The 24898-nt window shown below is 23.2% G+C and carries 22 protein-coding genes; 14 read left to right on the forward strand and 8 right to left on the reverse strand.

The window, feature by feature from the left end:
* The first annotated feature begins 29 nt into the window (after positions 1-29).
* The 10 genes from mnmA to ribA all read left to right on the forward strand — a co-directional run bounded on the left by mnmA (position 30) and on the right by ribA (position 10801).
* Positions 30-1133 (forward strand): tRNA 2-thiouridine(34) synthase MnmA, encoded by a 1104-nt coding sequence (gene mnmA / locus BUAMB_RS01220; protein ID WP_044035105.1) that lies wholly within the window; start codon positions 30-32, stop codon positions 1131-1133.
* Positions 1134-1822: 689 nt separating this feature from the next.
* The gene (purB, locus tag BUAMB_RS01225) at positions 1823-3196 is read left to right on the forward strand and encodes an adenylosuccinate lyase (RefSeq protein ID WP_014499966.1); all 1374 of its coding nucleotides are present in this window, start codon (positions 1823-1825) and stop codon (positions 3194-3196) included.
* A gap of 84 nt (positions 3197-3280) precedes the next feature.
* Positions 3281-3874, forward strand: coding sequence for a transglycosylase SLT domain-containing protein (locus BUAMB_RS01230; RefSeq protein WP_014499967.1), 594 nt, complete (start codon positions 3281-3283; stop codon positions 3872-3874).
* Positions 3875-3968: 94 nt separating this feature from the next.
* Positions 3969-4745 carry an enoyl-ACP reductase FabI gene (locus BUAMB_RS01235; protein ID WP_014499968.1) on the forward strand — a complete coding sequence of 259 codons (777 nt, stop codon included), beginning with the start codon at positions 3969-3971 and terminating at the stop codon, positions 4743-4745.
* Positions 4746-4923: 178 nt separating this feature from the next.
* Positions 4924-6861 (forward strand): exoribonuclease II, encoded by a 1938-nt coding sequence (rnb, locus tag BUAMB_RS01240; protein ID WP_014499969.1) that lies wholly within the window; start codon positions 4924-4926, stop codon positions 6859-6861.
* 83 nt (positions 6862-6944) lie between these two features.
* Complete coding sequence (locus BUAMB_RS01245) at positions 6945-7592, forward strand: YchE family NAAT transporter (RefSeq protein WP_014499970.1); 648 nt, start codon at positions 6945-6947, stop codon at positions 7590-7592.
* Positions 7593-7628: 36 nt separating this feature from the next.
* On the forward strand, positions 7629-8297 hold the full coding sequence (lipB, locus tag BUAMB_RS01250; RefSeq protein WP_014499971.1) for a lipoyl(octanoyl) transferase LipB: 669 nt from the start codon (positions 7629-7631) through the stop codon (positions 8295-8297).
* A gap of 72 nt (positions 8298-8369) precedes the next feature.
* Positions 8370-9326, forward strand: a complete 957-nt coding sequence (gene lipA / locus BUAMB_RS01255; protein WP_014499972.1) for a lipoyl synthase — start codon at positions 8370-8372, stop codon at positions 9324-9326.
* A gap of 119 nt (positions 9327-9445) precedes the next feature.
* On the forward strand, positions 9446-10159 hold the full coding sequence (pyrF, locus tag BUAMB_RS01260; RefSeq protein WP_014499973.1) for an orotidine-5'-phosphate decarboxylase: 714 nt from the start codon (positions 9446-9448) through the stop codon (positions 10157-10159).
* 57 nt (positions 10160-10216) lie between these two features.
* Positions 10217-10801 carry a GTP cyclohydrolase II gene (gene ribA / locus BUAMB_RS01265; protein WP_014499974.1) on the forward strand — a complete coding sequence of 195 codons (585 nt, stop codon included), beginning with the start codon at positions 10217-10219 and terminating at the stop codon, positions 10799-10801.
* 427 nt (positions 10802-11228) lie between these two features.
* Here ribA and cls read toward each other — a convergent pair whose 3' ends face one another.
* The 8 genes from cls to trpD form a co-directional block, all read right to left on the reverse strand.
* A complete protein-coding gene (gene cls / locus BUAMB_RS01270; RefSeq protein WP_014499975.1) occupies positions 11229-12689 on the reverse strand; it encodes a cardiolipin synthase in 1461 nt (486 codons plus the stop codon).
* 292 nt (positions 12690-12981) lie between these two features.
* Positions 12982-13389, reverse strand: coding sequence for an acyl-CoA thioester hydrolase YciA (gene yciA, locus BUAMB_RS01275; protein WP_014499976.1), 408 nt, complete (start codon positions 13387-13389; stop codon positions 12982-12984).
* 34 nt (positions 13390-13423) lie between these two features.
* Positions 13424-13957 (reverse strand): septation protein A, encoded by a 534-nt coding sequence (locus tag BUAMB_RS01280; RefSeq protein WP_014499977.1) that lies wholly within the window; start codon positions 13955-13957, stop codon positions 13424-13426.
* Between the two features lie 27 nt (positions 13958-13984).
* Positions 13985-14731 (reverse strand): YciC family protein, encoded by a 747-nt coding sequence (locus tag BUAMB_RS01285; RefSeq protein ID WP_014499978.1) that lies wholly within the window; start codon positions 14729-14731, stop codon positions 13985-13987.
* 102 nt (positions 14732-14833) lie between these two features.
* The gene (trpA, locus tag BUAMB_RS01290) at positions 14834-15643 is read right to left on the reverse strand and encodes a tryptophan synthase subunit alpha (RefSeq protein ID WP_014499979.1); all 810 of its coding nucleotides are present in this window, start codon (positions 15641-15643) and stop codon (positions 14834-14836) included.
* The gene (gene trpB, locus BUAMB_RS01295; RefSeq protein ID WP_014499980.1) at positions 15618-16829 is read right to left on the reverse strand and encodes a tryptophan synthase subunit beta; all 1212 of its coding nucleotides are present in this window, start codon (positions 16827-16829) and stop codon (positions 15618-15620) included. The genes trpA and trpB overlap by 26 nt, the downstream gene beginning before the upstream one ends.
* 35 nt (positions 16830-16864) lie before the next feature.
* Positions 16865-18238 (reverse strand): bifunctional indole-3-glycerol-phosphate synthase TrpC/phosphoribosylanthranilate isomerase TrpF, encoded by a 1374-nt coding sequence (gene trpCF / locus BUAMB_RS01300; protein WP_014499981.1) that lies wholly within the window; start codon positions 18236-18238, stop codon positions 16865-16867.
* Complete coding sequence (gene trpD / locus BUAMB_RS01305) at positions 18219-19247, reverse strand: anthranilate phosphoribosyltransferase (RefSeq protein WP_014499982.1); 1029 nt, start codon at positions 19245-19247, stop codon at positions 18219-18221. The genes trpCF and trpD overlap by 20 nt, the downstream gene beginning before the upstream one ends.
* Positions 19248-19478: 231 nt before the next feature.
* Here trpD and BUAMB_RS01310 point away from each other — a divergent pair, with 231 nt between their 5' ends.
* The 4 genes from BUAMB_RS01310 to topA all read left to right on the forward strand — a co-directional run bounded on the left by BUAMB_RS01310 (position 19479) and on the right by topA (position 24896).
* The gene (locus tag BUAMB_RS01310; RefSeq protein WP_014499983.1) at positions 19479-20363 is read left to right on the forward strand and encodes a DMT family transporter; all 885 of its coding nucleotides are present in this window, start codon (positions 19479-19481) and stop codon (positions 20361-20363) included.
* A 10-nt stretch (positions 20364-20373) separates the two neighbouring features.
* Complete coding sequence (locus BUAMB_RS01315) at positions 20374-21123, forward strand: pseudouridine synthase (protein WP_014499984.1); 750 nt, start codon at positions 20374-20376, stop codon at positions 21121-21123.
* An 84-nt stretch (positions 21124-21207) separates the two neighbouring features.
* Positions 21208-22206 (forward strand): protease SohB, encoded by a 999-nt coding sequence (gene sohB / locus BUAMB_RS01320; protein ID WP_014499985.1) that lies wholly within the window; start codon positions 21208-21210, stop codon positions 22204-22206.
* A gap of 101 nt (positions 22207-22307) precedes the next feature.
* Positions 22308-24896: a type I DNA topoisomerase gene (topA, locus tag BUAMB_RS01325; RefSeq protein ID WP_014499986.1), complete on the forward strand. Its 2589-nt coding sequence runs from the start codon at positions 22308-22310 to the stop codon at positions 24894-24896.
* The last annotated feature ends 2 nt before the right edge of the window (positions 24897-24898 follow it).

The following is a 24898-nucleotide window of genomic DNA, read 5'->3' on the forward strand; positions in this document are numbered from 1 at the left end:
TAAGATACTTCAACTAATATATGAAAAACATAAAAATAAAAGATACTAAAAAAGTAATTGTTGCCATGTCTGGAGGTGTAGATTCATCAGTTGCTGCATGGATGTTAAAAAATCAAAACTATAAAGTAGAAGGTTTATTTATGAAAAATTGGGAAGAAGATGATCAACAAGGATATTGTAATTCTGCTCAAGATTTATTTGATGCTGAAACGGTATGCAAAACATTAAATATATATCTTCATAAAATTAATTTTTCTTCAGAATATTGGGAATTAGTCTTTAAAAAATTTTTAGATGAATATAAGAAAGGAAACACACCAAATCCTGATATATTATGTAACAAAGAAATTAAATTTAATGTATTTTTTAATTATGCTATTCATGTGCTTAAAGCTGATTATGTTGCTACAGGTCATTATGCTCGTATAAAAAATAATAATGGCAAATATATTTTATTAAAAGGTATTGATCAAAATAAAGATCAAAGTTATTTTTTATACACTTTAAATCATATACAACTTAAAAAAATTTTATTCCCAATTGGTGATTGGACAAAAAATACAATAAGAAATTTTGCTAAAAAAATAAATATACGGATTTCTAAAAAAAAAGATTCTACTGGAATATGTTTTATTGGACCTAAAAATTTAAAAATTTTAAATTTTTATATTACTGAAAAAATAGGTGATATAGTTACTGTATCAGGAAAAATTATTGGTAAACATAATGGTATTTTTTATTATACTATAGGTCAAAGAAAAGGTTTAGGTATTGGGGGTATTAAAGAAGAATATAATATACCTTGGTATGTTGTAAAAAAAGATATCAAAAAAAATCAATTAATTGTTGCTCAAGGTGCTAGTAATATATATCTTATGTCAGTCGGTTTAATTGCAAAAAATATTAATTGGATTAATAATGATTATATTTCTTATCCTTTATCTTGTAAAATAAAAATTAGATATCGTCAAATAGATATTTCATGTAATATAGAATGTATAAAAAATAAGCGCTTAAAAATATTATTTGATTCACCTGTTATTGCTGTCACACCAGGGCAATCAGTAGTATTATATTTATTAGAAGTATGTATTGGTGGCGGAATTATTGAATCTAGATTACCATTATTATGATTTTGATTTTTTAAAATAAGGAAATTACAATGATGAAAAATATATATTCTATTACTGTATCACTTTCAGGTATATGTTAATCAGTTTATTTAGTACAAAAATTAGCATATGCAGGAGTTTGTGATCAAAATGCATTTCATGTATGTACAATACAATAGAGTATTTTAAATATCAATCCTACTTCAGTTATTAAAATCTATGAAAATGATGAAAAAATAAGATTAAAAATGTTAATATCTATTTTAACTTTTTTCTAATTTTTTTTATTTAATTGAATTTTTTAAATATATTTTTAAAATAATGATTTTTAATAAAAAATTGCAAAATAATTATATGGCTATTTCTTCTTTCAAAAAATATATTATCAATATTTAATTAATATTACATCTACGATAATATTAAAAATCTTACTCATCAAATAGCAAGATTATATTTTCAAATTATTAGTTCTTTAGATTTTCAAATTGTAATTAAGGGATTAAAAGTCTTTTTAAAAAATTAATATATATAAGAAAAAATTAGATGTTTGCTATTTTCAGATATTCGTGCAATAGTTTTATAGAATCAATTTCATGGAAATCAATTCCAATTAATTTATTTTAGAAAACGTATTATTAAATAAGTAAATAAAATATTGTTTTATTTAAAACATACCACTTAAATATAATTATAAAAATAAGATATAAAATATGAAATTAACTTCATTAACAGCAATTTCTCCGATTGATGGTAGATATGCGAATATAACAATATTATTAAGAAATATTTTTAGTGAGTACAGTTTTTTAAAATATCGTCTTAATATTGAAATTCAATGGTTAAAGAAAATTATTAGTATGTCTAAATTGCTAGATATTAAATATTCTATTGAATCTAAAGAGATATTATTTTTGGATAATATCATAAATAAATTTAATGAACAAGACGCCATTTCTATTAAAAAAATTGAACAAAAAACTAATCATGATATTAAAGCATTAGAATATTTTTTAAAAAGTAAAATATCTAAATGTAAAAATTTGTTATATATTTCTGAATTTATTCATTTTGGTTGTACTTCAGAAGATATTAATAATTTAGCATATGCATTAATGCTTAAAGATGTGCGCGATACAATCATTTTACCATTATGGCAAGACATTTTAAATTTTTTAAAAAAAATGATTGTCAAATATAAATGTTCTCCTTTACTATCTTTAACTCATGGACAACCAGCAACGCCATCCACAATGGGAAAAGAAATTGCTAATTTTTATTATCGCATGCAGCGTCAATATTTAAAATTGCCTAAAATAGAAATTTTAGGAAAAATGAATGGAAGTACTGGAAATTATAATGCATGTTTAGCAGCATATCCTCATATTAATTGGCATAAAATAAGCCAAGATTTTGTCACATCATTAGGAATTAGTTGGAACCCATATACTACACAAATTGAACCACATGATTATATTTCAGAATTATTTTCTTGTATTTCATTATTTAATACAATATTAATTGATTTTAATCAAGATATGTGGGGGTATATTTCTTTAAATTATTTTAATCAAAAAATTGTTGATCATGAAATAGGCTCTTCGATCATGCCACATAAAATTAATCCAATTGATTTTGAAAATTCTGAAGGAAATTTAGGATTATCTAATGCTTTAATGTATCATATGATAAAAAAATTACCTATTTCTAGATGGCAACGTGATTTAAGTGATTCTACAGTATTACGTAATCTAGGCGTAGCTATATCTTATTCTATTATTGCATATAATTCTGTATTATTAGGTATTAAAAAATTAAAAATAAATAATAATCAATTATTAAAAAATTTAGATCAGAACTGGTCAATTTTATCTGAACCTATTCAAACTGTAATGCGTCGTTATAATATTGAAAACTCATATGAACAACTTAAAAAAATAACTCGTGGAAAAAAAATAAATAAAAATACAATTCATGATTATATTTCTAGTTTAAATATTCCAGAAGAAGAAAAAAAACGTTTAAAAAACATTACTCCTTTTAATTATATTGGTTATGCTAATCAAATAGTTGATGAAATAAAATAGAATATTCTATATTTATATTTTTTTTCAAAATTGCATGTAAGATAATTATCTTAAATAATTTAAAATATAATAGGAAATATTTTTATGACATTAGGAGTTTTAATTATTTCTTTTGTATTCTTAACTGGATGTAACAATAATATTTTAAATAAAACAAAAAATATTCGAACATATTATTTTTTTGATCAAAATAGTATTGAACAAAAATTAAATCATTGGGTTAATCTGATTAAGAATGCTGCATGTAAATATAAAGTTGATGAAATATTAATTAAAGCAATTATTTATGCTGAATCTGCTGGAAACCCTTATGCTAAAAGTAAATCTAATGCTATTGGATTGATGCAAATCAAACCTTCTGCAGCTGGTTTAGAAGTATATCGTTTATATGGAAAAAAAGGACAACCTTCTATTGAAGAATTGTATAATCCTAAAAAAAATATTAATATTGGAACTGCCTATATTAATTTTTTACAAAAAAAACTTAGTGGTATTAAAAATAAAAATATTATGAGATATGCTACTATTGTTGCATATTCTAATGGCATTAATACATTGCTTAAAACATTTTCTAAAAATCATCAAAAAGCTATAACCATAATTAACAATATGACAAAAAAAAATTTTTTTTTATATATAAAAAAAAACATCCAGAAATGCAAGCATCAAAATATTTAAAAAAAGTGATGACAATTTATACTCTTGAAAAACAAATTCAAAAAAAAATAAAAACATTACATTAATTATTTATATAACATATTTGAGATTTAATATGAGTTTACTAAAAGGAAAAAAAATTTTAATTATTGGTATTTCAGGAATCAGATCAATTTCTTTTGGTATAGCAAAATCTTTACATTATCAAAAAGCAGAATTAGGATTTGTATGTCAAAATTCACATATCAGTAGAAAAATAAAAAGTTTAGCTCATTCTATGAAATCTCATATTGTGTTATCTTGTGATGTTTCTAAAGATGAAGAAATTAAAAAATTATTTATTAATTTAAGAAAAAAATGGAAAAAATTTGATGGTTTAGTACATGCTGTTGGATATTGCCCTAAAGAATATTTAAATGGTGATTTTATTGCTAATATTACACGACAGGGATTTAATATTACACATGAAATTAGTTCTTATAGTTTTGTAGCGCTAGTTAAGGAATGTAGAAATATGTTAAACAATTATTCTTCTTTATTAACATTATCTTATTTAGGCGCACAACGTGTGATAAAAAATTATAATGTTATGGGTTTATCTAAAGCTTCATTAGAAGCAAATGTTCGTTATATGGCGTGTTCATTAGGAAAAGAGAATATTCGAGTTAATGCTATTTCATCAGGTCCTATTAGAACGCTTTCTTCATATCAAATTAAAGATTTTAATAAAATAAAAAATTATTCTCATGCTTCTTCATTTATAAAAACACCTATTACAAGTGAAAATATAGGAAATGTAGCATCTTTTTTATTATCAAATTTATCTTTAGGTATTACTGGATCAGTTATTTACGTTGATAACGGTTTTAATGCAAATAGTATTAATATATAAATCACATATTATCGATATAATTGCTTATTTATTATTTATAATCAGTTATTATTAATAATATTAATTGATTGAATAAATTATTCATAAAATTCATTTCATTAATAAAGTATAAATTTTGATCAGTATATAAATTTATAAAATTATTAATTTTCTAATATAACAATTAGGTTTTATTATTATGTTTCAAAATAATCCATTACTCACAAAATTAAAAAAAAATCTACATGCTCAAATACCAAGAGTGGAAGGCATAGTAAAAAGTAATGAACGAGGATTTGGATTTTTAGAAGTAGATACACAAAAAAGTTATTTTATACCGCCTAAAAATATGAAAAAAGTAATGCATGGTGATAAAATAATTGCATTACTAAAAATAGAAAAAGATAGAGAAATAGTTGAACCTGAAAAATTGATTGAAGCATTTTTAAATAGATTTGTTGGAAAAATAGAAAAAAAAGATAATCAATTATTTATTATACCAGATTATCCATTTTTAAAAGATCGTATAATATGTCAACCTGATCAGAACTGCATAAATATTTTTCAAGATGGAGATTGGGCGATAGCACAATTAATACAACATAAACTAAAAGGCGATCATATTTTTTACGCTAAATTAAATGAAAAAATTACACATAAAGATGATCCATTTATACCATGGTGGGTTACTTTAGCAAGACATAAAATTGATAAAACAGAACCTTTAGCAGAAGAACATGATCTTATATTAAAAGAACATTATCCCAGAAAAAATTTAACAGATTTAGATTTTATTACTATAGATAATATTAATACAAAAGATATAGATGATGCAATTTTTGTTAATGAAGATTCTCATGGTAATATTTGTTTAACTATAGCTATTGCAGATCCTACAGCATATATTAAGAATGATAGTAAATTAGATCATATAGCATTAGAAAGAAGTTTTACAAATTATCTACCTGGATTTAACATTCCTATGTTACCTCGAAATTTATCAGAAAATCTATGTTCATTACGTCCTAATAAATGTCGCCCTGTTTTAGCATGTAATATTACTATTTTAAAAGATGGTAGTCTGTCTAATAATATAAACTTTTTTTTAGCATGGATTAAATCAAAAGCAAAATTATCTTATGATCATGTTGCAGATTGGATTAATAAATCCGGATCATGGATTCCTCCAACTAAATCTATTCAAAAACAGATATTAATTTTACATCGTTTATGTCTATTACGTATAAAATGGCGTCAAAAAAATGCAATTTTATTTAAAGATAGCTTAGAATATCGCTTTCATTTATCTGAAAATGGTAATGTAATAGATATTTTAGTTGAAAAAAGACTGATTTCTCATAAAATTATTGAAGAATGCATGATACTTGCTAATATATCTGCAGCTAATTTTTTATCTAAACATCTTGGCTTTGGTATATATAGCATACATAGTGGTTTTGATATTATCAATGCTGAACATGTTGTTTCTTTTTTAAGAAATTATAATTTAAATTTTAATGCAAAAGAAATAACTACCTTAAAAGGTTTTTGCAATCTTAAAAGAGTTTTAAATATATTATCGAATAATTATATTGATAATCGTGTTCGGCGCTTTCAATCTTTTGGAGATTTAAGTATTCTTCCCGGCCCTCATTTTTCGCTAGGTTTTTTAGAATATGCAACTTGGACATCTCCTATTCGAAAATATAGTGATATGATTAATCATCGCTTATTAAAATCTATTATTCATAATGAAAAAGTAACTAAACCAAGTGAAGAAATTAAATTTAAAATAAATGAAAATAAACGTCGTAATCGTATAGCTGAAAGAGATATTTCAGATTGGTTATATGTAATATTTTTTAAGAAACAACAATATCAAAATAAAAAATTTGATGCTGAAATAACTGATATTTCTAGAAATGGGATAAGAGCTCGATTAATAAAGAATGGTGCTTATGTTTTTATTCCTGGAATATTTATTCATTCTATTAGAAAAGAATTACATTTTAATAAAGAAATAGGAAAAGTATTTATTAATAATATTATGCGTTATAAAATATCTGATATCATTCAAATTACATTATTAGATATTCGTTTGGAAAGTAGAAGTATTATTGCTAAAATTGAATGTTAAAGTTATAAATAATTATTTATAAATTTTTTATATACATTTTTTAAATTAGTTTTAAAAAATTTAATACGATTTAGGAAAATAATGTGAATATTTCAATTTTTGATTTATCTATATATATAAAATTTTTTATTAGTTTGTGTGCTTTAGTTAATCCAATAGGCATGATTCCTATTTTTACAACTATGACAAATCATCAATCATTTTTAGAAAGAAAAAAAACTAATTTAATAGCAAATTTTTCAGCATTATTAATTTTATTAATATCATTATTTTTTGGTAACAATATTTTAAATATTTTTGGTATATCAATTAATTCTTTTCGTATTGCTGGTGGAATACTAATTATTAGTATAGCTTTTTCAATGATTAGTGGTCAATTTATCAATAATATCAATCAAATCAAAAAAACAAAAGAAGACAATACATTAGATAATATTAGTGTTGTACCATTAGCTATGCCTTTAATTGCTGGTCCTGGAGCAATTAGTTCTACTATTGTTTGGAGTGCATATTATTCAAGTTGGATTAATTTATTTGGATGTACTCTAGTGATTATTTTATTTGCATTTGTATGCTGGTTATGTTTTGAAGTAGCTCCATGCGTTGTACAGATATTAGGTCAAACAGGAATGAATATTATTACACGTATTATGGGTTTATTATTAATGTCTCTTGGAATAGAATTTATTAGTGTTGGTATTAGTTCTATTTTTCCTGGATTATTGCATTAATGTTATCAATATATTTTTAAATATTTTGGAAAAACATTGCAAAAAAAAATAATTTTTTTTCGTAATTTAGGCATACAAAATTATTTAGATATCTTTCAAGAAATGAATAATTTTACTATATCACGTAATATCAATACCTTTGATGAAATTTGGTTTGTTGAACATTATCCTATTTTTACTCAAGGAGTATTAACACAAAAAAATAATATACTTTATTCTAGTAGTATTCCTATCGTAAATACTGATAGAGGTGGTAAAATTACATATCATGGACCTGGGCAACAAATATTATATTTTTTAATTGATTTAGTACGTCGTAAAATTAGTATTCGTCAATTCATTAATATTATACAAAATATTATAATAGCCACGCTAAATTATTTTTCAATTTCAGCTTATACTAAACAAAATATGCCAGGTGTTTATGTAAATAAAAAAAAAATCTGTTCTTTAGGATTAAGAATTAAAAAAGGATCAACTTTACATGGTTTAGCACTAAATGTTGATATGAATTTACAACCATTTGAGGATATTCATCCCTGTGGAGATAAAAATATAAAAATGACACAAATAAAAGAATTTAATAAAAAAATTACTATAAAAAATGTAAAAAATATATTAATTAAACAATTATCCAAATATTTAGAAGTAAATATGGTGAATAGTCAATATCAAAATGTAATCATTAATTCTGGTATCATTTAAAAACATTTTGAATATTTATTAAAGTTAAAATATATCATTTATCAAATACTTCTAATTGAGATAATCATTCTTATGAAAAAAAATCAGGATAGTTTATCCAATCCTAAAATATTAAAAAAAATTAATATTATTAACATTAACAATGTTAATAAAATAAACAAAAAGATAAATAAACCTGATTGGATCAAAATTAAAATACCTATTCAAACAGATCGGATAAATCAAATCAAAAATTCTTTACGTCGACATAATTTACATTCAGTTTGTGAAGAAGCACAATGTCCAAATTTATCAGAATGTTTTCATCATGGCACTGCAACATTTATGATTCTTGGATCTGTATGTACTAGAAATTGTCCATTTTGTGCAGTGAAACATGGAAAACCTAGTTTAGTTAATACAGAAGAACCTAATAAATTGTCTGATGCTATTTTAGATATGAAAATTAATTATGTGGTTATTACATCAGTAGCACGTGATGATTTATATGATGGTGGAGCTCAACATTTTGTTAATTGTATTACATCAATTAGAAAAAAAAATATTGTAAAAATTGAAATATTAGTACCTGATTTTCGAGGAAGAATCAATGTAATTTTAAAAATTTTTGATAAAGGACTTCCAGATATTTTTAATCATAATATAGAAAATGTACCTCGTATATATAAAAAAGTTCGTCCTGGAGCAAATTATAAAAGATCTTTATTATTACTAGAATCATTTAAAATGAAATATTCTCATATACCAACAAAATCAGGATTTATGTTAGGTCTTGGTGAAAAAGATACGGAAATCATTCAAGTTATGAAAGATCTTTATTCTAGTGGTGTTGAATTATTAACAATTGGTCAATATCTTCAGCCTAGTATTAATCATTTACCAGTAAAACGTTATATTTCACCTTTAGAATTTGAAAATATTAAAAATGAAGCATTATCTATTGGTTTCTCTAATGCTTTTTGTGGTCCATTTGTACGTTCATCTTACCATGCTAGTTTGCAATCATGTGTATCTATTAAGAAATTATGATATTAAAAATTTAATTTTATTAAATATTTTTTTATTGCATGTAAATAGAATATTTTTTATTCAAATATATCAAACATAATATTTTTACTGATATATATTTTCATACTAGAGGTAATATAGTGTTAAATCCTAATTTGTTTAAAATGCCAAAAATTATTATTGCATTAGATTTTTGCAATAAAAAATCAGCGATGAAATTAGTAAATCTTCTTAACCCATCTATATACTACTTAAAGATTGGAAAAGAAATGTTTACTATGTTAGGTTATAAATTTATTAAAGAATTACATAAATTGGGATTTAATATATTTCTTGATTTAAAATTTCATGATATTCCTAATACTGTTTTTAATGCTACAAAAGCAGCTGCAGATTTAGGAATATGGATGTTAAGTGTTCATGCTTCTGGTGGAAAAAATATGTTAATTTCTGCAAAAAAAGCATTAAGATCTTTTACAACTAATCCTCCTTTATTAATTGCTGTTACAGCATTAACTAGTTTAAAAGAAGAAGAACTAAAAGAAATTGGAGTGCAAATTTCATTAACAGAATACATTTTAAAACTATCTAAGTTATCTAATGATTGTGGTTTAGATGGCATTGTATGTCCTGGAAAAGAAGCTAAAAAAATAAAATTTTTATTTGGTAATCAATACAAAATAATCACTCCAGGTATTCGAATTTCTCAGGATTTACTTTATGATCAAAATAATATTATCACTCCTAAAGAAGCAAAAGAGTTTGAAATAGATTATATAGTCATAGGACGCTCTATTACTATGTCAAAAAATCCAATTAAAAAATTAGATTTAATTATTAAATCTATGCAATAGATTAACATTCAAAAATTTTTTATTCAATATGTCTTCAATGTTAAATTAAGGAAATTTATGCAGTTAATTGAAAAATCTATATTACCTACCCCTTGGGGAAATTTTTGTATTTTTGGTTTTAAAGAAAAAAAGAATGGAAAAAATCATATTGCTCTTTTATATGGAACTATTCAAAAAAATGTTCCTATTTTATCTAGAATACATTCAGAATGTCTTACAGGAGATGCTTTATTTAGTTTACGTTGTGATTGTAGAGCACAATTAGAAATGTCTATGGAGAGAATTTCAAGCGAAGGGAGTGGAATATTAATTTATCATCGTCAAGAGGGGCGTAATATTGGTTTGCTTAATAAAATTAAAGCATATGCTTTACAAGATCAAGGACTAGATACCGTTCAAGCTAATCAAAAACTAGGTTTTTCTGCAGATGAAAGAGACTTTTCTATATGTGTAAGTATATTTAATATATTAAATATAAAAAAAATTCGTTTATTAACAAATAATCCGTTTAAAGTACAAATGCTTAGTGATTCTGGTATTAATATTGTTGAACGTATTCCACTAATTACAAAAAAAAATTCTAAAAATGCTTATTATTTAAAAACAAAATCTGAAAAAATGGGTCACTTATTATCTGAATAGAGATGACATTATCATTATTTTAAAAAATATTTATTTTTAATAATGATGTTATTAAATATTTAAATTTTTTAATGAATTGAAATATACAATTATATAAATTTATTTATATGATTTTAATATAATATATTTTGTATTTTAATAAATCTATACGTTCAAATTATATTTTTTATAATATATATATTTTTTTAAAAAAAATATATATATTATTATTTTTTTTAAATATATTTAAAAATATTTATACAGTTATTTAAAATTATTTATTACAATAAATAATTTCATGAATATATTTCTATTAAAAAATATACTTAAATATAATGGTTTATAAAAAATATTTAATAATATTAAATAATATTTAATTATATAATTTACTATATAAATATTTTTTATAAATTTAATGAATAATGGATATTAAATAAAATCATTGAAATTATAATAATGGACTAAAAAAATAGAATATTTTTTCAAGAATTCTTACCCAATAAGATCGCATAGACCATATTTTTTTGTCTAATAATTGAGAATCTGAAATATATTGATTGTGTATAGTCAATAAACTATGCCCAAAATCACTATCATCAATAGCTAAAGTTATTTCAAAATTCAACCAAATACTCCGCATATCTAAATTTACGGTTCCAATAAGACTTAATTGTTGATCAATTAATATGCTTTTACTATGTAATAATCCTTTTTTAAATTGATAAATTTTTACACCTGCTTCTAACAATTCACTAAAAAATACTCTACTAGCCCACTTTACTAAAACAGAATCATGATATAAAGGTATAATAATACTAACATTTACTCCTCTTTGAGCAGCTGTACAAATTGCTTGTAATAAATCTTCACTAGGCACTAAATAAGGAGTAGTCATAATTAATTCATTTTTAGCAGAATAAATAGCAGTTAATAATGCTTGATGGATCATATTTTTAGGAAAACCTGGTCCAGAAGCAATAACTTGAACACTAGAGTTTATATTAAATTTATTTTTTAATATGTTTTTATCTGGTAATTGAGGTAAAATTTTTGAACCTGTTTCTGTTTCCCAATCATAAGAGTATATAATCCCCATTGTTGCAGCAATAGGTCCTTCTATTCTAGTCATTAAATCAATCCATTGACCTAATCCAGAGGATTTTTTAAATAAACAAGGATCTACAAGATTCATGCTACCAGAATAGACAATATAATTATCAATTAATACTATTTTTCTATGTTGCCGTATATCAATTCGTCTTAAAAAAATACGTGATAAATTAAATTTTAGAGCTTCTACAACTTGAATTCCAGATTTTTTCATAATTTCAAACCAAGGACTTTGAAAAAATTCAATACTCCCTATAGAATCAAGCATTAATCTACAATGTATTCCTCGTTGTGCTGAATTGATTAAAGCAATTGCAACATCATCTGCTATTCCTCCTGGTTTCCAAATATAAAATACCATTTCAATATTTTTACGTGCTAAATAAATATCACGTATAAGAATTTGCATAATTTTTTTAGTATTGCTAAGTAATTTGACTTGATTACTTTTGATTCCAGATATACCTTGCCTATGTTTACATAACTGAAACAATGAGTGAGCTACTTCACTATTTTTTTTTTGAAAAATATGTTTACAAGATTTAAGTTCATTTAGCCATTGATTAGATATAGACCAAATTCTATTCGAAATTTTTTTTTGTCTCTTACCTAAATATAATTCACCAAATATAAACCAGATAGAAATTCCAATAAAGGGAATAATATAAATTGTTAATAGCCAAGACATAGATGCAGGTATATTACGACGTTTCATTAAAACTCGAAAAGAAATATTTGCAATTAATAACCAATATGTTAAAAATAAGAAATATTTTATTACATTGTAGAAAATATTCATTTTATTGACGTTCCTATTCATTAGGATATCAAAAATATTTTGATATTTAATTGAATATTGTTCAAAAATATAAATTAAATTTAAAATATGTATCAAAATGAATTAATATAATACTGAATTTTATTATTTTATAATTATTTTAAATATATAGTTTAATTTAAAATATATAAAATTATTTTTTTAATGGTATTTTAAAGAATGTATGTATATACTTTAAAAGTATAAAAATATTTTATATATTAAATTTTTAAATATTATTTTATAAAAATTAAAATCAATTAATATTGTTTATTTAAATAATACTCATAGGTAATAATTCACGAGGTTTTCCTATATTATTAATAGCTACATAAATAAATTCTGCTGTTGCAGCACAGTAATATTGACCTAATGGTTGAGAATAAATTTTTTTAATCCAAATTTCTATATTAATATTTATAGAACTTTTTCCAATTTTAATACAACGTCCATAACAATTAAAAATATCACCAACTGATATAGATTTTAAAAAATTAACATTATTAAGCCCTACTGTAGCAACTTTTCCACCTGAAATTTCTTTTGCTAGTATTGCTCCACCAATATCCATTTGTGACATAATCCAACCACCAAATATATCTCCATTAGAATTAGTGTTTTCAGGCATTGAAAGTGTTTTTAATACTATTATACCTTTTGGTAATTTATTATTTTCTAGCATTATTAAAATCTTCACTTTATGTATGTTAAAATAATTATTTTTTTTTAAATTTTGTATAATTTATATAAATACCTGTTACTAAAATTAAAAGAAATGTTAAAATTGTCAATCCGAAAACTTTAAATATTACCCAATTTGTTTCTGAGCAATATAATGCTATATAAATATTTAAAACAGCACAAATCAAAAAAAATATAGACCAAACAAAATTGATATTATACCAATTAATATTTGATATTTTTATATCGTTTTCTAGAAATTTTTGCATAATAGGTTTTTTTGTAACGAACTGACTAATTAATAATATTATTGAAAAAATAGTATAAATAATTGTAATTTTCCATTTAATAAATTGAGTATTATGAAATAATATTGTTAAAACACTAAAAAATGAAATAACAAAAAAACTAAATAAATTCATTTTATCAATTTGATTATAAACAATCCAATAAAAAAGACATATTAATCCTGATGTAATAATTAAAGAACCGGAAGCTATAAAAATATTATAAAATTTATAAATAATAAAAAACACAAGCATTTGTAATATATTTAGTATTTGTTTCATAATATAGACCCAAACAATTTTTAATATCTAAGAACGTAGAACAATCATATAAAATCTAAATAAGTATATAATTAAAATAGAAAATAGCATATGTATGCTAATATTTAAAAGAAATAATGTAATATTTTTATTTATAACATGAATATAAGATAGTAAAAATACTGTTATAGAAAATTTTCCAAATATCCAAAATAAAACACCTGGCCCTATTATTTTTATATATTTCCAAGATAAATATATACTCATCCTTATAGAATCTATTATATTATGTTTTTTAAAAGATAAAATAATAGGTGATAAATGCAATGTTATTGATAATAATACTCCTGGTATAATAAATAAAACAAAGCCTAATTGAGTAATGATAGCAGTTAAAAAATTCAATATAAATAAACTAGGTAAAAGAGAAAAACGAGAACATATTAATGAAAATATTGAATCTTTTTCCATTTTAGATAAATATAAAATTAAAGTTATAATACTGCTAATTAAAATAGTTTTACTTGCTAAAAAAGTAATCATTTTTATAATAGAATATTTAAATAATTCATGTTTTTCATATAAATTCATATTATTTATTAATTCTAATAATGAATTTGCATTAATAAAATTATTATCATCTATTATAGATGAAATGTGTATATCTGGTCGAAATAACATTTCCATAAATATATTAAAACATGTAATTAATATAGATATAAAAATAATGATTCTTATTTGTTTAGAAACAAAATAGTATGTATCATGATATAATTCACTGACCGTAATGGGCATATGTATATTCCTTATAAATAATTTAATATGAAGATTACACATATTATTTTTTAGATACGTATTATTAATAACATAAAAAATTATATTTTCTTATAAATAATATTATTGAAATTTAGTAGACAACTTTAATAGCTTAGTAAATTTTTTTATTTTTTTTATCATTTTTTCTTCTTGATGCAAATATTTTTCAATTATGTTTATAATAGCTGAACCGCATATTACACCAGATAAACCAGATGATATTGCTTTTTTTATTTGTATAGGATTAGAAATCCCAAAACCTTGTAATAAAGGAAGAGAATTATATTTTTTTATTCTTTTGATCAACTCTGGCGATAATAATGTTGTTGAATGATTTATCCCAGTTACTCCAGAACGAGATAATACATAAATATAACCTTTTGCATATAAAGCAAGATTATATAAAAAATTATCGTCTGCATTTGGAGGACAAATAAAAATAGAATCAATGCGATATTTATTTGCAGTATGATAAAAAATTTTTGATTCTTCAATGGGAACATCTGCTATAAGTACCGAATCTAATCCAGAATTAGAACATTGTAAATAAAAATTATCAATACCTTGATTATATACAAGATTAGCATATATTAAAATACCGATAGGTAAACTTATGTTTTCTTCGCGTATTTTTTTTAATATTTTAAAATATTTTAAAATATTTTGGTTTTGATCTAGAGCACGTAAATTTGCTTTTTGGATAATTGGTCCATCTGCTAATGGATCTGAAAATGGAATACCAATTTCTAAAGCATCAGCCCCATTTTCAATTAAAATATTGATAATGTTTATTGAAATTTCTAAAGAAGGGTCTCCTAAAACTACAAAAGGAACAAAACATCCTTCTTTTAAAATAGCTAATTTATTAAACATGTTTAAATATCGACTCATTATATCTCTCTTTTTTTAAAAAATTGCGAACAGTAAAAATGTCTTTATCACCACGACCAGAGAGATTAACAACTAAAATTTGTTTCTTTCTAGGTTCTGCATTTATTATTTTTAATGCATATGCTAAAGCATGAGAAGATTCTAAAGCAGCAATAATACCTTCTTTTTGACATAATATTTGAAATGCATGTACTGCTTCTTTATCATTAATTGAAACATATTGAGCACGATTAATACTATTTAACCAAGCATGTTCAGGACCAACAGATGGAAAATCTAGTCCTGCGGATATTGACCAAGAATTTTGAATTTGACCTTCTTCATTTTGCATTAAATGTGATTTCATACCGAAATAAATGCCAGTTCTACCATATTTTAATGGTGCACCATGTTTTCCCGTTTCAATTCCATAACCTGCTGGTTCTACGCCAATTAAATTCACTTTATCATCATGAATAAAATCTGAAAATATGCCAATGGCATTAGACCCACCACCTACACATGCAATAATTGAATCTGGTAAGTTTTTTTCATATTCTAAAATTTGCTGTTTTGTTTCTTGACCAATAATTCTTTGAAATTCGCGAACAATAGTAGGGTAAGGATGTGGACCAGCTGCAGTTCCAATCATATAATGAGATGTACTATAAGTATCGGACCAATCACGTAATGCTTCATTACATGCGTCTTTTAATGTACCTGAACCATTTTTTACTGGTATAACTTCCGCTCCCATTAATTTCATACGAAATACATTAGAATTTTGTCTTTTAATATCTTTAATTCCCATATAAATTCTGCATTTTAAATTTAATAATGCACAAGTAATCGCAGTAGCTACACCATGTTGTCCAGCTCCAGTTTCTGCAATAATTTCCTTTTTTTTCATTTTAGTAGCTAATAAAGCTTGCCCTAAAACTTGATTAGTTTTATGTGCTCCTCCATGTAATAAATCTTCTCTTTTAAGATATAGACGAGTATTTGTACCCTTAGTTAAATTTTTACACAAAGTTAATGGAGTAGGTCTACCCGCGTAATTTTTTAATAAATCATTAAGTTTTTTTTTAAATGCAGAACTATTTTGAGCAGAAACAAAGGTTTTTTCTAATTGCAATAAAGCTGGCATTAATATTTGCGGGACAAACATACCCCCAAATTTACCAAAATAAGGATGAATTAACGTCATTTCATGTTTCCTAGATAAAACAAGTATAAAATATATTAATAATATCGTAATTTTTGAAAAATTAATTCAATTTTTTTAGGGTCTTTAATTCCTGGAGAAATTTCTACACCAGAGTTAAAATCTAAACCTGAACAATTTAGAAAAGATGCTTGCATCACATTATCTATATTTATTCCACCTGCTAGAATAACATTATCTAAAATACTATTTTTTAAAATAGACCAATTAAAAGATATATTACTCCCCCCAACATAAGAATCAAATACATACATATTGACATTATTTAAATTACGAATTGGTAACATACAAGTAATAGAGAAAGCTTTCCAAATTTTTATTGTTTTTGGTAATGTTTTCCTTAACATATTAATATATTCTTGATTTTCATCACCATGTAATTGAATTGCATATAAGGAAAGTTCTTGAGCGATATGAGAAATTATTTGAATATTTTCATTTTGAAATATTCCAATATATCTTAATTGACTATTTTTAATAATTTTTTTTGCAATTTGGCAAGTAATATAACGCGGAGAATTTTGCACAAAAATAAGTCCACCATAAATTGCACCATATTTTTCAACATATTTTACATCAATATTACGAGTTAATCCGCAAACTTTATTATTACCTAAAATTATAGAACGTACACCTATCTCTAAATTTTTTTGAGACATTAAATGAGAACCAATTAAAAAACCATCTACAAATTTACTTAGTTCTCTAATTTGAGAATATTTAGTAATACCAGACTCACTAATAATTATTTTATTTTTAATTTTATTCTTTTGAATTATTGATGCTAATATACGAGTACGATTTAAATTAATTGATAAATCATGTAAATTTCGATTATTAATTCCAATAATATCAGCATTTAATTTCAGAGCGCGTTGTAATTCTTGTGCATTATTTACTTCAGTTAATATACTCATATTTAATTGTTTTGCTGTAATTGCTAACTCTTTATATTTTTCATCATTTAATATAGATAACATTAATAAAATAGCATCTGCATGATAATATCTAGCTAAATAAATTTGATATACATCAATAAAAAAATCTTTGCATAAAATAGGTTGAGTAATATGTTCGCGCACCATATTAATAAATTTTAAATTTCCATGAAAGTATTTTTCATCTGTAAGTACTGAAACAGCAGAAGCATATTTTTTATAAATATTAGCAATTTTTAATATATTAAAATTATTTCGAATTATACCTAAAGAAGGAGAAGTTTTTTTACATTCTAATATAAAACATGGTTTTTTTTGTTTTAAAGCATAAAAAAAATCACGTGTTTGTGTATTAATTTTGTTTTGAAAAGTCATTAATGGTTGTATTTTTTTTTGAATTATAATCCAAGATCGTTTATCTTGTATAATTTTTTCAAGTATTGTTTCTTGCATGTTGATCTTCTTTTAGCATATTAGCAATATTTTTTATATTTTTGTATACTATTCCACTTCTAATTTTATTTAATGCTAACTGAGTGTTTTCTTTTAAATTATCATGCCCAAAAACTTTAAACACCATAGCTACATTCGCTGCTATTAATTCTTCATCTAATCTATTTCCCTTTCCTTGCATAATTTTTTTTATAATATGATAATTTTCTTCAATAGAGTTAATTTGAGATATTGTTCTAGAATGAGTCTCCAAACCAAAATTTTTTGATGTTAATTCATATGAATATATTTTCTGATTTAATAGTTCAGATACATACGTTATACCACATAAAGTAACTTCATCAGTATTATTACTATTCAGTACTATAGCTCGTTTATATTTTAAAATTTTTAAAATTTTAATAACAGGATCAATTAATTTTTTATTATAAACACCAATCACAGTTAGAGGAGGTTTAGCAGGATTTAAAAATGGTCCTAATAAATTAAAAATAGTTTTAATTTTTAAAGATTTTCGTACATTATTAGAATATTTAAAACCGTTATGATATTGAGGTGCAAATAAAAAACAAATATTCCATTTTTCTAGTATTTGTAAAGATTTTTCTAAAGATGAATCAAAATGAATATGAAATTTATTTAAAAGATCAGAAGATCCTGATTTGCTTGAAATGGCTTTATTACAATGTTTAACAATTTTAAAACCACATGCTGCAGCAACAAAAGCACTGGCAGTCGAAATATTAATAGTGTTATTAATATCGCCACCTGTTCCTACTATATCAGAAAACATGTAGTTAAGTTTTGGAAAATATTTCATTTTTTCTAAACATGCGTATATTGCTCCTATGATTTCGTCAATAGATTCCCCTCTTATGCGCATAGCTGTTAATATAGAAGCTAATTGTATTTCTGTGATATGACCAGAAGAAATTAACTTAAATAATTCATAACTTTCTTGTTGACTTAATAACTTTGAATCATAAATTTTATTCAAAATATTTTGCATTAATCACCTTTAAAAGTTTTAAAATATTAATTTTATTAAATATAATATTTTTAAATTTATCTTTTGAAAAATTTAACAATAATCTATTGATATAAATAATTCAATTTAAATTTATAAACTTTTTTTATAAAACTTTATAAAAAATTTTAATATTAATAGAATAAAAACATAACTATTATTTGAAAAATATAATTTATATTAGATTTTTTTATTATTTAAGGAGTTTTGTAAATGAATACAATATTAATTGTAATATTATTTGCTTTAGTGACTATAACTTGGGGAACGACATGGTTCGCAATGAAAATTGCAATAGAAACTATTCCCCCATTTTTTGCTACTGGAATACGTTTTTTATCAGCATCTCCATTATTAATCACCATTGCTTATTATACAAAAACTCCTCTTTTATTTCCGTATGGACAAAGATGGTTTCAATTTTTTATTTCAATTTTTTATTTTTCCATACCCTTTACTTTAATGTTATATGGAGGAATGTATGTCAGTTCTTCAATAGCTTCAGTGATATTTTCTAATATGCCAGTTGCTGTATTAACAATATCATTATTATATTTTAAAAACAAAATATATTTAACTCAAAAAATAGGTATATTAATTTCTTTAATTACATTATTAATCATTCTGTTATTAGAATTAAAATCACAATATTTTTTTCAATGGAAGGGAATTTTAGCTTTACTTATTGCTTTATTTAGTCATGCTATTATTTATTCTGAATGTCAGAGAAAATGTTATAATGTATCTGTGATTACTTTTAATGCTTTACCATCTTTATTATCTGGCATATTCTTATCAACAATATCTTGGTTTATAGAACATCCTCATATTGAAAATTTTTCTAATAAATCTATTATAGCTGTATTTTACCTTGGAAATTTTTCTGGAATTTTTGGAATTTTATCATATTTTTATTTACAAAAAAAAATTAATACATTTTATGCTTCTACAGTTTTTTTAATTTTTCCAATAATTTCAATATGTTTAGAGTATTATCTTAATCAACAAACAATATCATTGTGTAAAATATGGTTTATTTTTCCATTACTTTTAGGAATATTATTAACTTTAATTCCATTTCATAATGAAAAAATATAAGGTCTTATAAATGAGCGAAAAAATACAAAAATTTTTATCTCATTTAGGATATGCTTCACGTCGGGGTATTGAAAAAATGATTTTAAATGAAAGTATATCTCTTAATGGTAAAAAAGTTATTATAGGACAACGTGTAAATTGTAAAAATCCTGGACAAATTATAATAAAAGGAAAAATGATCTCTATAAAAAACAATAAATTTAAAACTAAAGTAATTTTATATAATAAACCTGAAGGAGAAATTTGTACTAAACATGATACAAAAAATCGTAATACTGTATTTAATAAATTACCATTATTAGATATAAATAGATGGGTTAGTGTTGGTAGATTAGATATTAATACTACAGGATTATTATTATTCACAAATAATGGTCATTTAGCTAATAAACTTATGCATCCTAAAAATAACATAGAAAGAGAATATTATATTCGTGTTTTTGGAAACGTTGATAATAAAATAATAAATATTTTAAAGCATGGAGTTAAAATTAAAACTGGTTATGCTGCATTTAAAAGTATAGAACCTATGCATAATAGAATATTATCTCAAAATAAATGGTTTAAAGCTGTATTATGTGAAGGAAAAAATCGTGAAATTAGATATATGTGGCAAAAAGTTAAATGTCAAGTTAATCGTTTAATTAGAGTGCGATATGGAAATATTGTTTTGCCTAAAACATTAAAACCAGGACATTGGATAAAAGTAAATTCTGTATTATTAGATCATTTATTTAAATTAACATCTTTTCAAGAATGAAATCAAAATTATTACAATATTAATCTATGTTTTTATATTTATATTCAATATAAAATTTTCTATCTTTTTAAAAAGGTTTATTTTGTGAATTTACTTATTAACTATGAATTATTTTTAGCAAAAATTGTTACATGGATTGCAATTAGTTTTTCTATATTAATATTATTTAATATAATTAAAAAAAATAAAACAAATAATAAAAGTATATTAAATATTACTTTACTTCAAAATAATTATGAAAAAATAAAAAACAATATTTTGTTATCTAAAATGACAAAATTTGAAAAAAAAATATGGTTAAAAAAAGAAAAAAATAAAGACAAAAAAATATTTCAAAATAAAACATTATATGTTTTAGATTTTAAGGGTGATGTATATGCCAATCAAGTATTAGGATTACGAGAAGAAATATCTGCTATACTTTCAGTTGCAAATAAACATGATGCAGTTTTATTGAGATTAGAAAGTTGTGGAGGTGTCATTCATGGATATGGATTAGCTGCGGCACAATTACAGAGATTACGTCAAAGAGGAATATATTTAATTGTATCTATAGATAAAATTGCAGCGAGTGGAGGATATATGATGGCATGTGTAGCAGATTATATTGTTTCAGCTCCATTTGCAATAGTAGGTTCTATTGGTGTAGTAGGTCAAATACCTAATTTTAATAAATTATTAAAAAAACATAACATAGATATTGAATTACATACTGCAGGAGATTATAAACGTACTTTAACAATGTTTGGAAATAATACAGAAGAAACGCGTAATAAATTTTGTGAAGAATTAAATACAACACACATACTTTTTAAAAATTTTATTAAAGATATGAGACCTTCTTTAAATATTGAAGATGTATCTAATGGAGAGCATTGGTTTGGAACAATGGCTTTAAAGAAAAAATTAGTCGATCAAATTAGTACTAGTGATGATATATTAATCGCTAAAATGCAAGAATATACTTTATTAAGTATTAAATATGTCTACCATAAAACAATATTAGAACACTTTACTTCATTAATATCTGATAAAATTGAAAAAATTTTATTAAAAATATTTTTTTATAGATATTATTTATAATTTTTAAAAAATAATTTTATTAAATGAAAATATTAAGTAAGTTGATTTTATTTTATTGTAGTTTCAATCGATATTATTTAATATGATTTATGGATAAAAATATGTCAAAATCGCTTGTTATAGTAGAATCTCCAGCAAAAGCAAAAACTATTAATAAATATTTAGGTAATGAATATATAGTTAAATCTAGCATAGGACATGTACGAGATTTAATCACTAGAAAATTTAAAAAACCAACGCATAAAAGTCAAAAATATAGTCAATCTTATTCTTTGAATAATAAGCAAAAAACATATTTTATTGAGAATATCGGAATTGATCCTTATAAAGATTGGAAAGCTGAATATAGTATTTTACCAGGTAAAGAAAAAATAATTTCTGAATTAAAAAATATTGCTCATAAAGTTGATCATATATATCTTGCTACAGATTTAGATCGAGAAGGAGAAGCTATAGCTTGGCATTTAAAAGAAGTTATAGGAGGTGATTCTACAAAATTTAGTCGTGTAGTATTTAATGAAATTACTAAACATGCTATTAAAAAAGCATTTAAAAATATTACTAAAATCAATATGCATCGAGTGCATGCACAACAAGCACGTCGATTTATGGATCGAATTGTAGGATATATGATTTCCCCATTATTATGGGAAAAAATTTCTAGAGGTTTATCTGCAGGACGTGTTCAATCAGTAGCAGTGCGCATCATAGCAGAACGTGAAGATATTATAAAAAAATTTATACCTGAGGAGTATTGGAAATTAAATGTATCTTTTGTGTTAAAAAATCAGAATAAAATTATTATGGATGTAACACATTTTAATAATAAAAAATTTCGTCCTAATAATCAAAATGAACTAAATATAGCAATAGAAGAAATTAAAAAATCATCATTTTTTATTAAAAAATTTGAGAAAAAAATAATTTATAAACAAGCACCTGCACCATTCATTACTGCTACTTTACAGCAGTCTGCTAGCTTAATTTTAGGATTTAGTGTAAAAAAAACAATGTTTTTAGCACAAAAGTTATATGAAGAAGGTTATATTACATATATAAGAACTGATTCTTGTTATTTGAGTCTTAATGCCATTAACAAAGTACGAAAATATATTAAAAAATTTTATGGCGATGCTTATCTTTCTAATAAATATTACATTCATACTAACAAAAAACATTCTCAAGAAGCTCATGAAGCTATCCGGCCTTCAGATATTAAAGTCAAAAATATTAATACAAATACTATAAACTTAGATGCAGAAAAATTATATCTATTAATTTGGAATCAATTTATAGCATCACAAATGAAACCAGCTCAATATCAATTTATAACTATCAAAATTTTTTCACATTTATTTCAATTACAAAAACAGTTAAAAATTGTTTTATTTGATGGTTGGACTAAAATGTTCAAAGAAAAAAATGAGAATATTACTCAAATACCAATTATAGATATAGGTAGTATATTAAATATAGATAATATTATTATTAATCAAAAATTTACTAAACCTTTACCTCGTTTTACAGAAGCATCATTAGTTCGTGAATTAGAAAAAAAGGGGATTGGAAGACCATCTACTTACTCGGTAATTACATCAAAAATACAAGAACGTGGATATGTAACAATTAAAAAAAATAAATTTTATGCAGAAAAAATGGGATCAATATTAACCATACGATTAAAAAAAAGTTTTAGTAATTTAATTGATTACAATTTTACTGCTAATATGGAAAAAAAACTTGATCAAATTGCAGAAAATAAACTTAGTTGGATCAACGTGTTAAATTCTTTTTTTAAAGATTTTTCTGAAAAATTAGATCAAGCTAAAAAAAATCCAGAAGAAGGTGGAATGGAATTAAATAATATCGTTTTTACTTCTATTAAATGCCCTACTTGTTTTAAAAAAATGGGAATAAAAAATGCTATTACTGGTGTATTTTTAAGCTGTTTAGGATATCAAGATAATCTTAAAAAACGTTGTAAACAAACTATAAATCTTATTCCATTAAATGATGTTCTTAAAAAAAAACAAAATAATGAAGTTACATCAGGTTTTACTAAACTAATTAATAAATGCGAAAAATGCAATATGTTTATGGACAGTTATTTTATTAATAAAAATATTCAATTGCATATTTGTATTAATAATCCTAGTTGTATTGGTTATAAAGTTGAAAAAGGAAATTTTAAAATCCCTATTTGGCTATCTAAAACTGTTGAATGTGACAAATGTTATAGTAATATGCTGTTAAAAAAGGGTCCATTTGGAAAATTTTTTATATGTGTTAACATAAAATGCAAAAATACAAGAAAAATTTTACCTAATGGTGAAATATCTGATCCAAAATTAGAACCTATTCCATTTCCAGAATTATTATGTAAAAAATCTAATGCATCTTTTGTTTTAAGAGAAGGTGTTTCTGGTATTTTTTTTGCTGCAAGTACTTTTCCTAAATCACGGGAAACTAGATCTCCGTTTATAGAAGAACTAGCTAAATTTCAATATTTATTACCTAAAAAAATATATTATTTATCAAAAGCTCCTATCGTTGATGATAAAGGCAATAAGACTATAGTTTGTTTTAATAGAAAAAATAAAGAATATTATGTTACTTCTAAAAAAAAAGGAAAGTTTACAGGTTGGTCAGCAGTGTTTATAAAAAATAAATGGTGTGTTATAAATCAATAATA

Source organism: Buchnera aphidicola str. Ua (Uroleucon ambrosiae), from assembly GCF_000225465.1.
GTDB lineage: Bacteria > Pseudomonadota > Gammaproteobacteria > Enterobacterales > Enterobacteriaceae > Buchnera > Buchnera aphidicola_B.

Coding starts and splice junctions, on each gene's coding strand:
- topA (WP_014499986.1), top strand. CDS start 22,308: ATGTCAAAATCGCTTGTTATAGTAGAATCTCCAGCAAAAGCAAAAACT.
- BUAMB_RS01315 (WP_014499984.1), top strand. CDS start 20,374: ATGAGCGAAAAAATACAAAAATTTTTATCTCATTTAGGATATGCTTCA.
- trpD (WP_014499982.1), bottom strand. CDS start 19,247: ATGCAAAATATTTTGAATAAAATTTATGATTCAAAGTTATTAAGTCAA.
- rnb (WP_014499969.1), top strand. CDS start 4,924: ATGTTTCAAAATAATCCATTACTCACAAAATTAAAAAAAAATCTACAT.
- trpCF (WP_014499981.1), bottom strand. CDS start 18,238: ATGCAAGAAACAATACTTGAAAAAATTATACAAGATAAACGATCTTGG.
- purB (WP_014499966.1), top strand. CDS start 1,823: ATGAAATTAACTTCATTAACAGCAATTTCTCCGATTGATGGTAGATAT.
- cls (WP_014499975.1), bottom strand. CDS start 12,689: ATGAATATTTTCTACAATGTAATAAAATATTTCTTATTTTTAACATAT.
- trpA (WP_014499979.1), bottom strand. CDS start 15,643: ATGAGTCGATATTTAAACATGTTTAATAAATTAGCTATTTTAAAAGAA.
- BUAMB_RS01280 (WP_014499977.1), bottom strand. CDS start 13,957: ATGAAACAAATACTAAATATATTACAAATGCTTGTGTTTTTTATTATT.
- BUAMB_RS01235 (WP_014499968.1), top strand. CDS start 3,969: ATGAGTTTACTAAAAGGAAAAAAAATTTTAATTATTGGTATTTCAGGA.
- BUAMB_RS01285 (WP_014499978.1), bottom strand. CDS start 14,731: ATGCCCATTACGGTCAGTGAATTATATCATGATACATACTATTTTGTT.
- BUAMB_RS01310 (WP_014499983.1), top strand. CDS start 19,479: ATGAATACAATATTAATTGTAATATTATTTGCTTTAGTGACTATAACT.
- trpB (WP_014499980.1), bottom strand. CDS start 16,829: ATGACGTTAATTCATCCTTATTTTGGTAAATTTGGGGGTATGTTTGTC.
- BUAMB_RS01230 (WP_014499967.1), top strand. CDS start 3,281: ATGACATTAGGAGTTTTAATTATTTCTTTTGTATTCTTAACTGGATGT.
- ribA (WP_014499974.1), top strand. CDS start 10,217: ATGCAGTTAATTGAAAAATCTATATTACCTACCCCTTGGGGAAATTTT.
- lipA (WP_014499972.1), top strand. CDS start 8,370: ATGAAAAAAAATCAGGATAGTTTATCCAATCCTAAAATATTAAAAAAA.
- yciA (WP_014499976.1), bottom strand. CDS start 13,389: ATGCTAGAAAATAATAAATTACCAAAAGGTATAATAGTATTAAAAACA.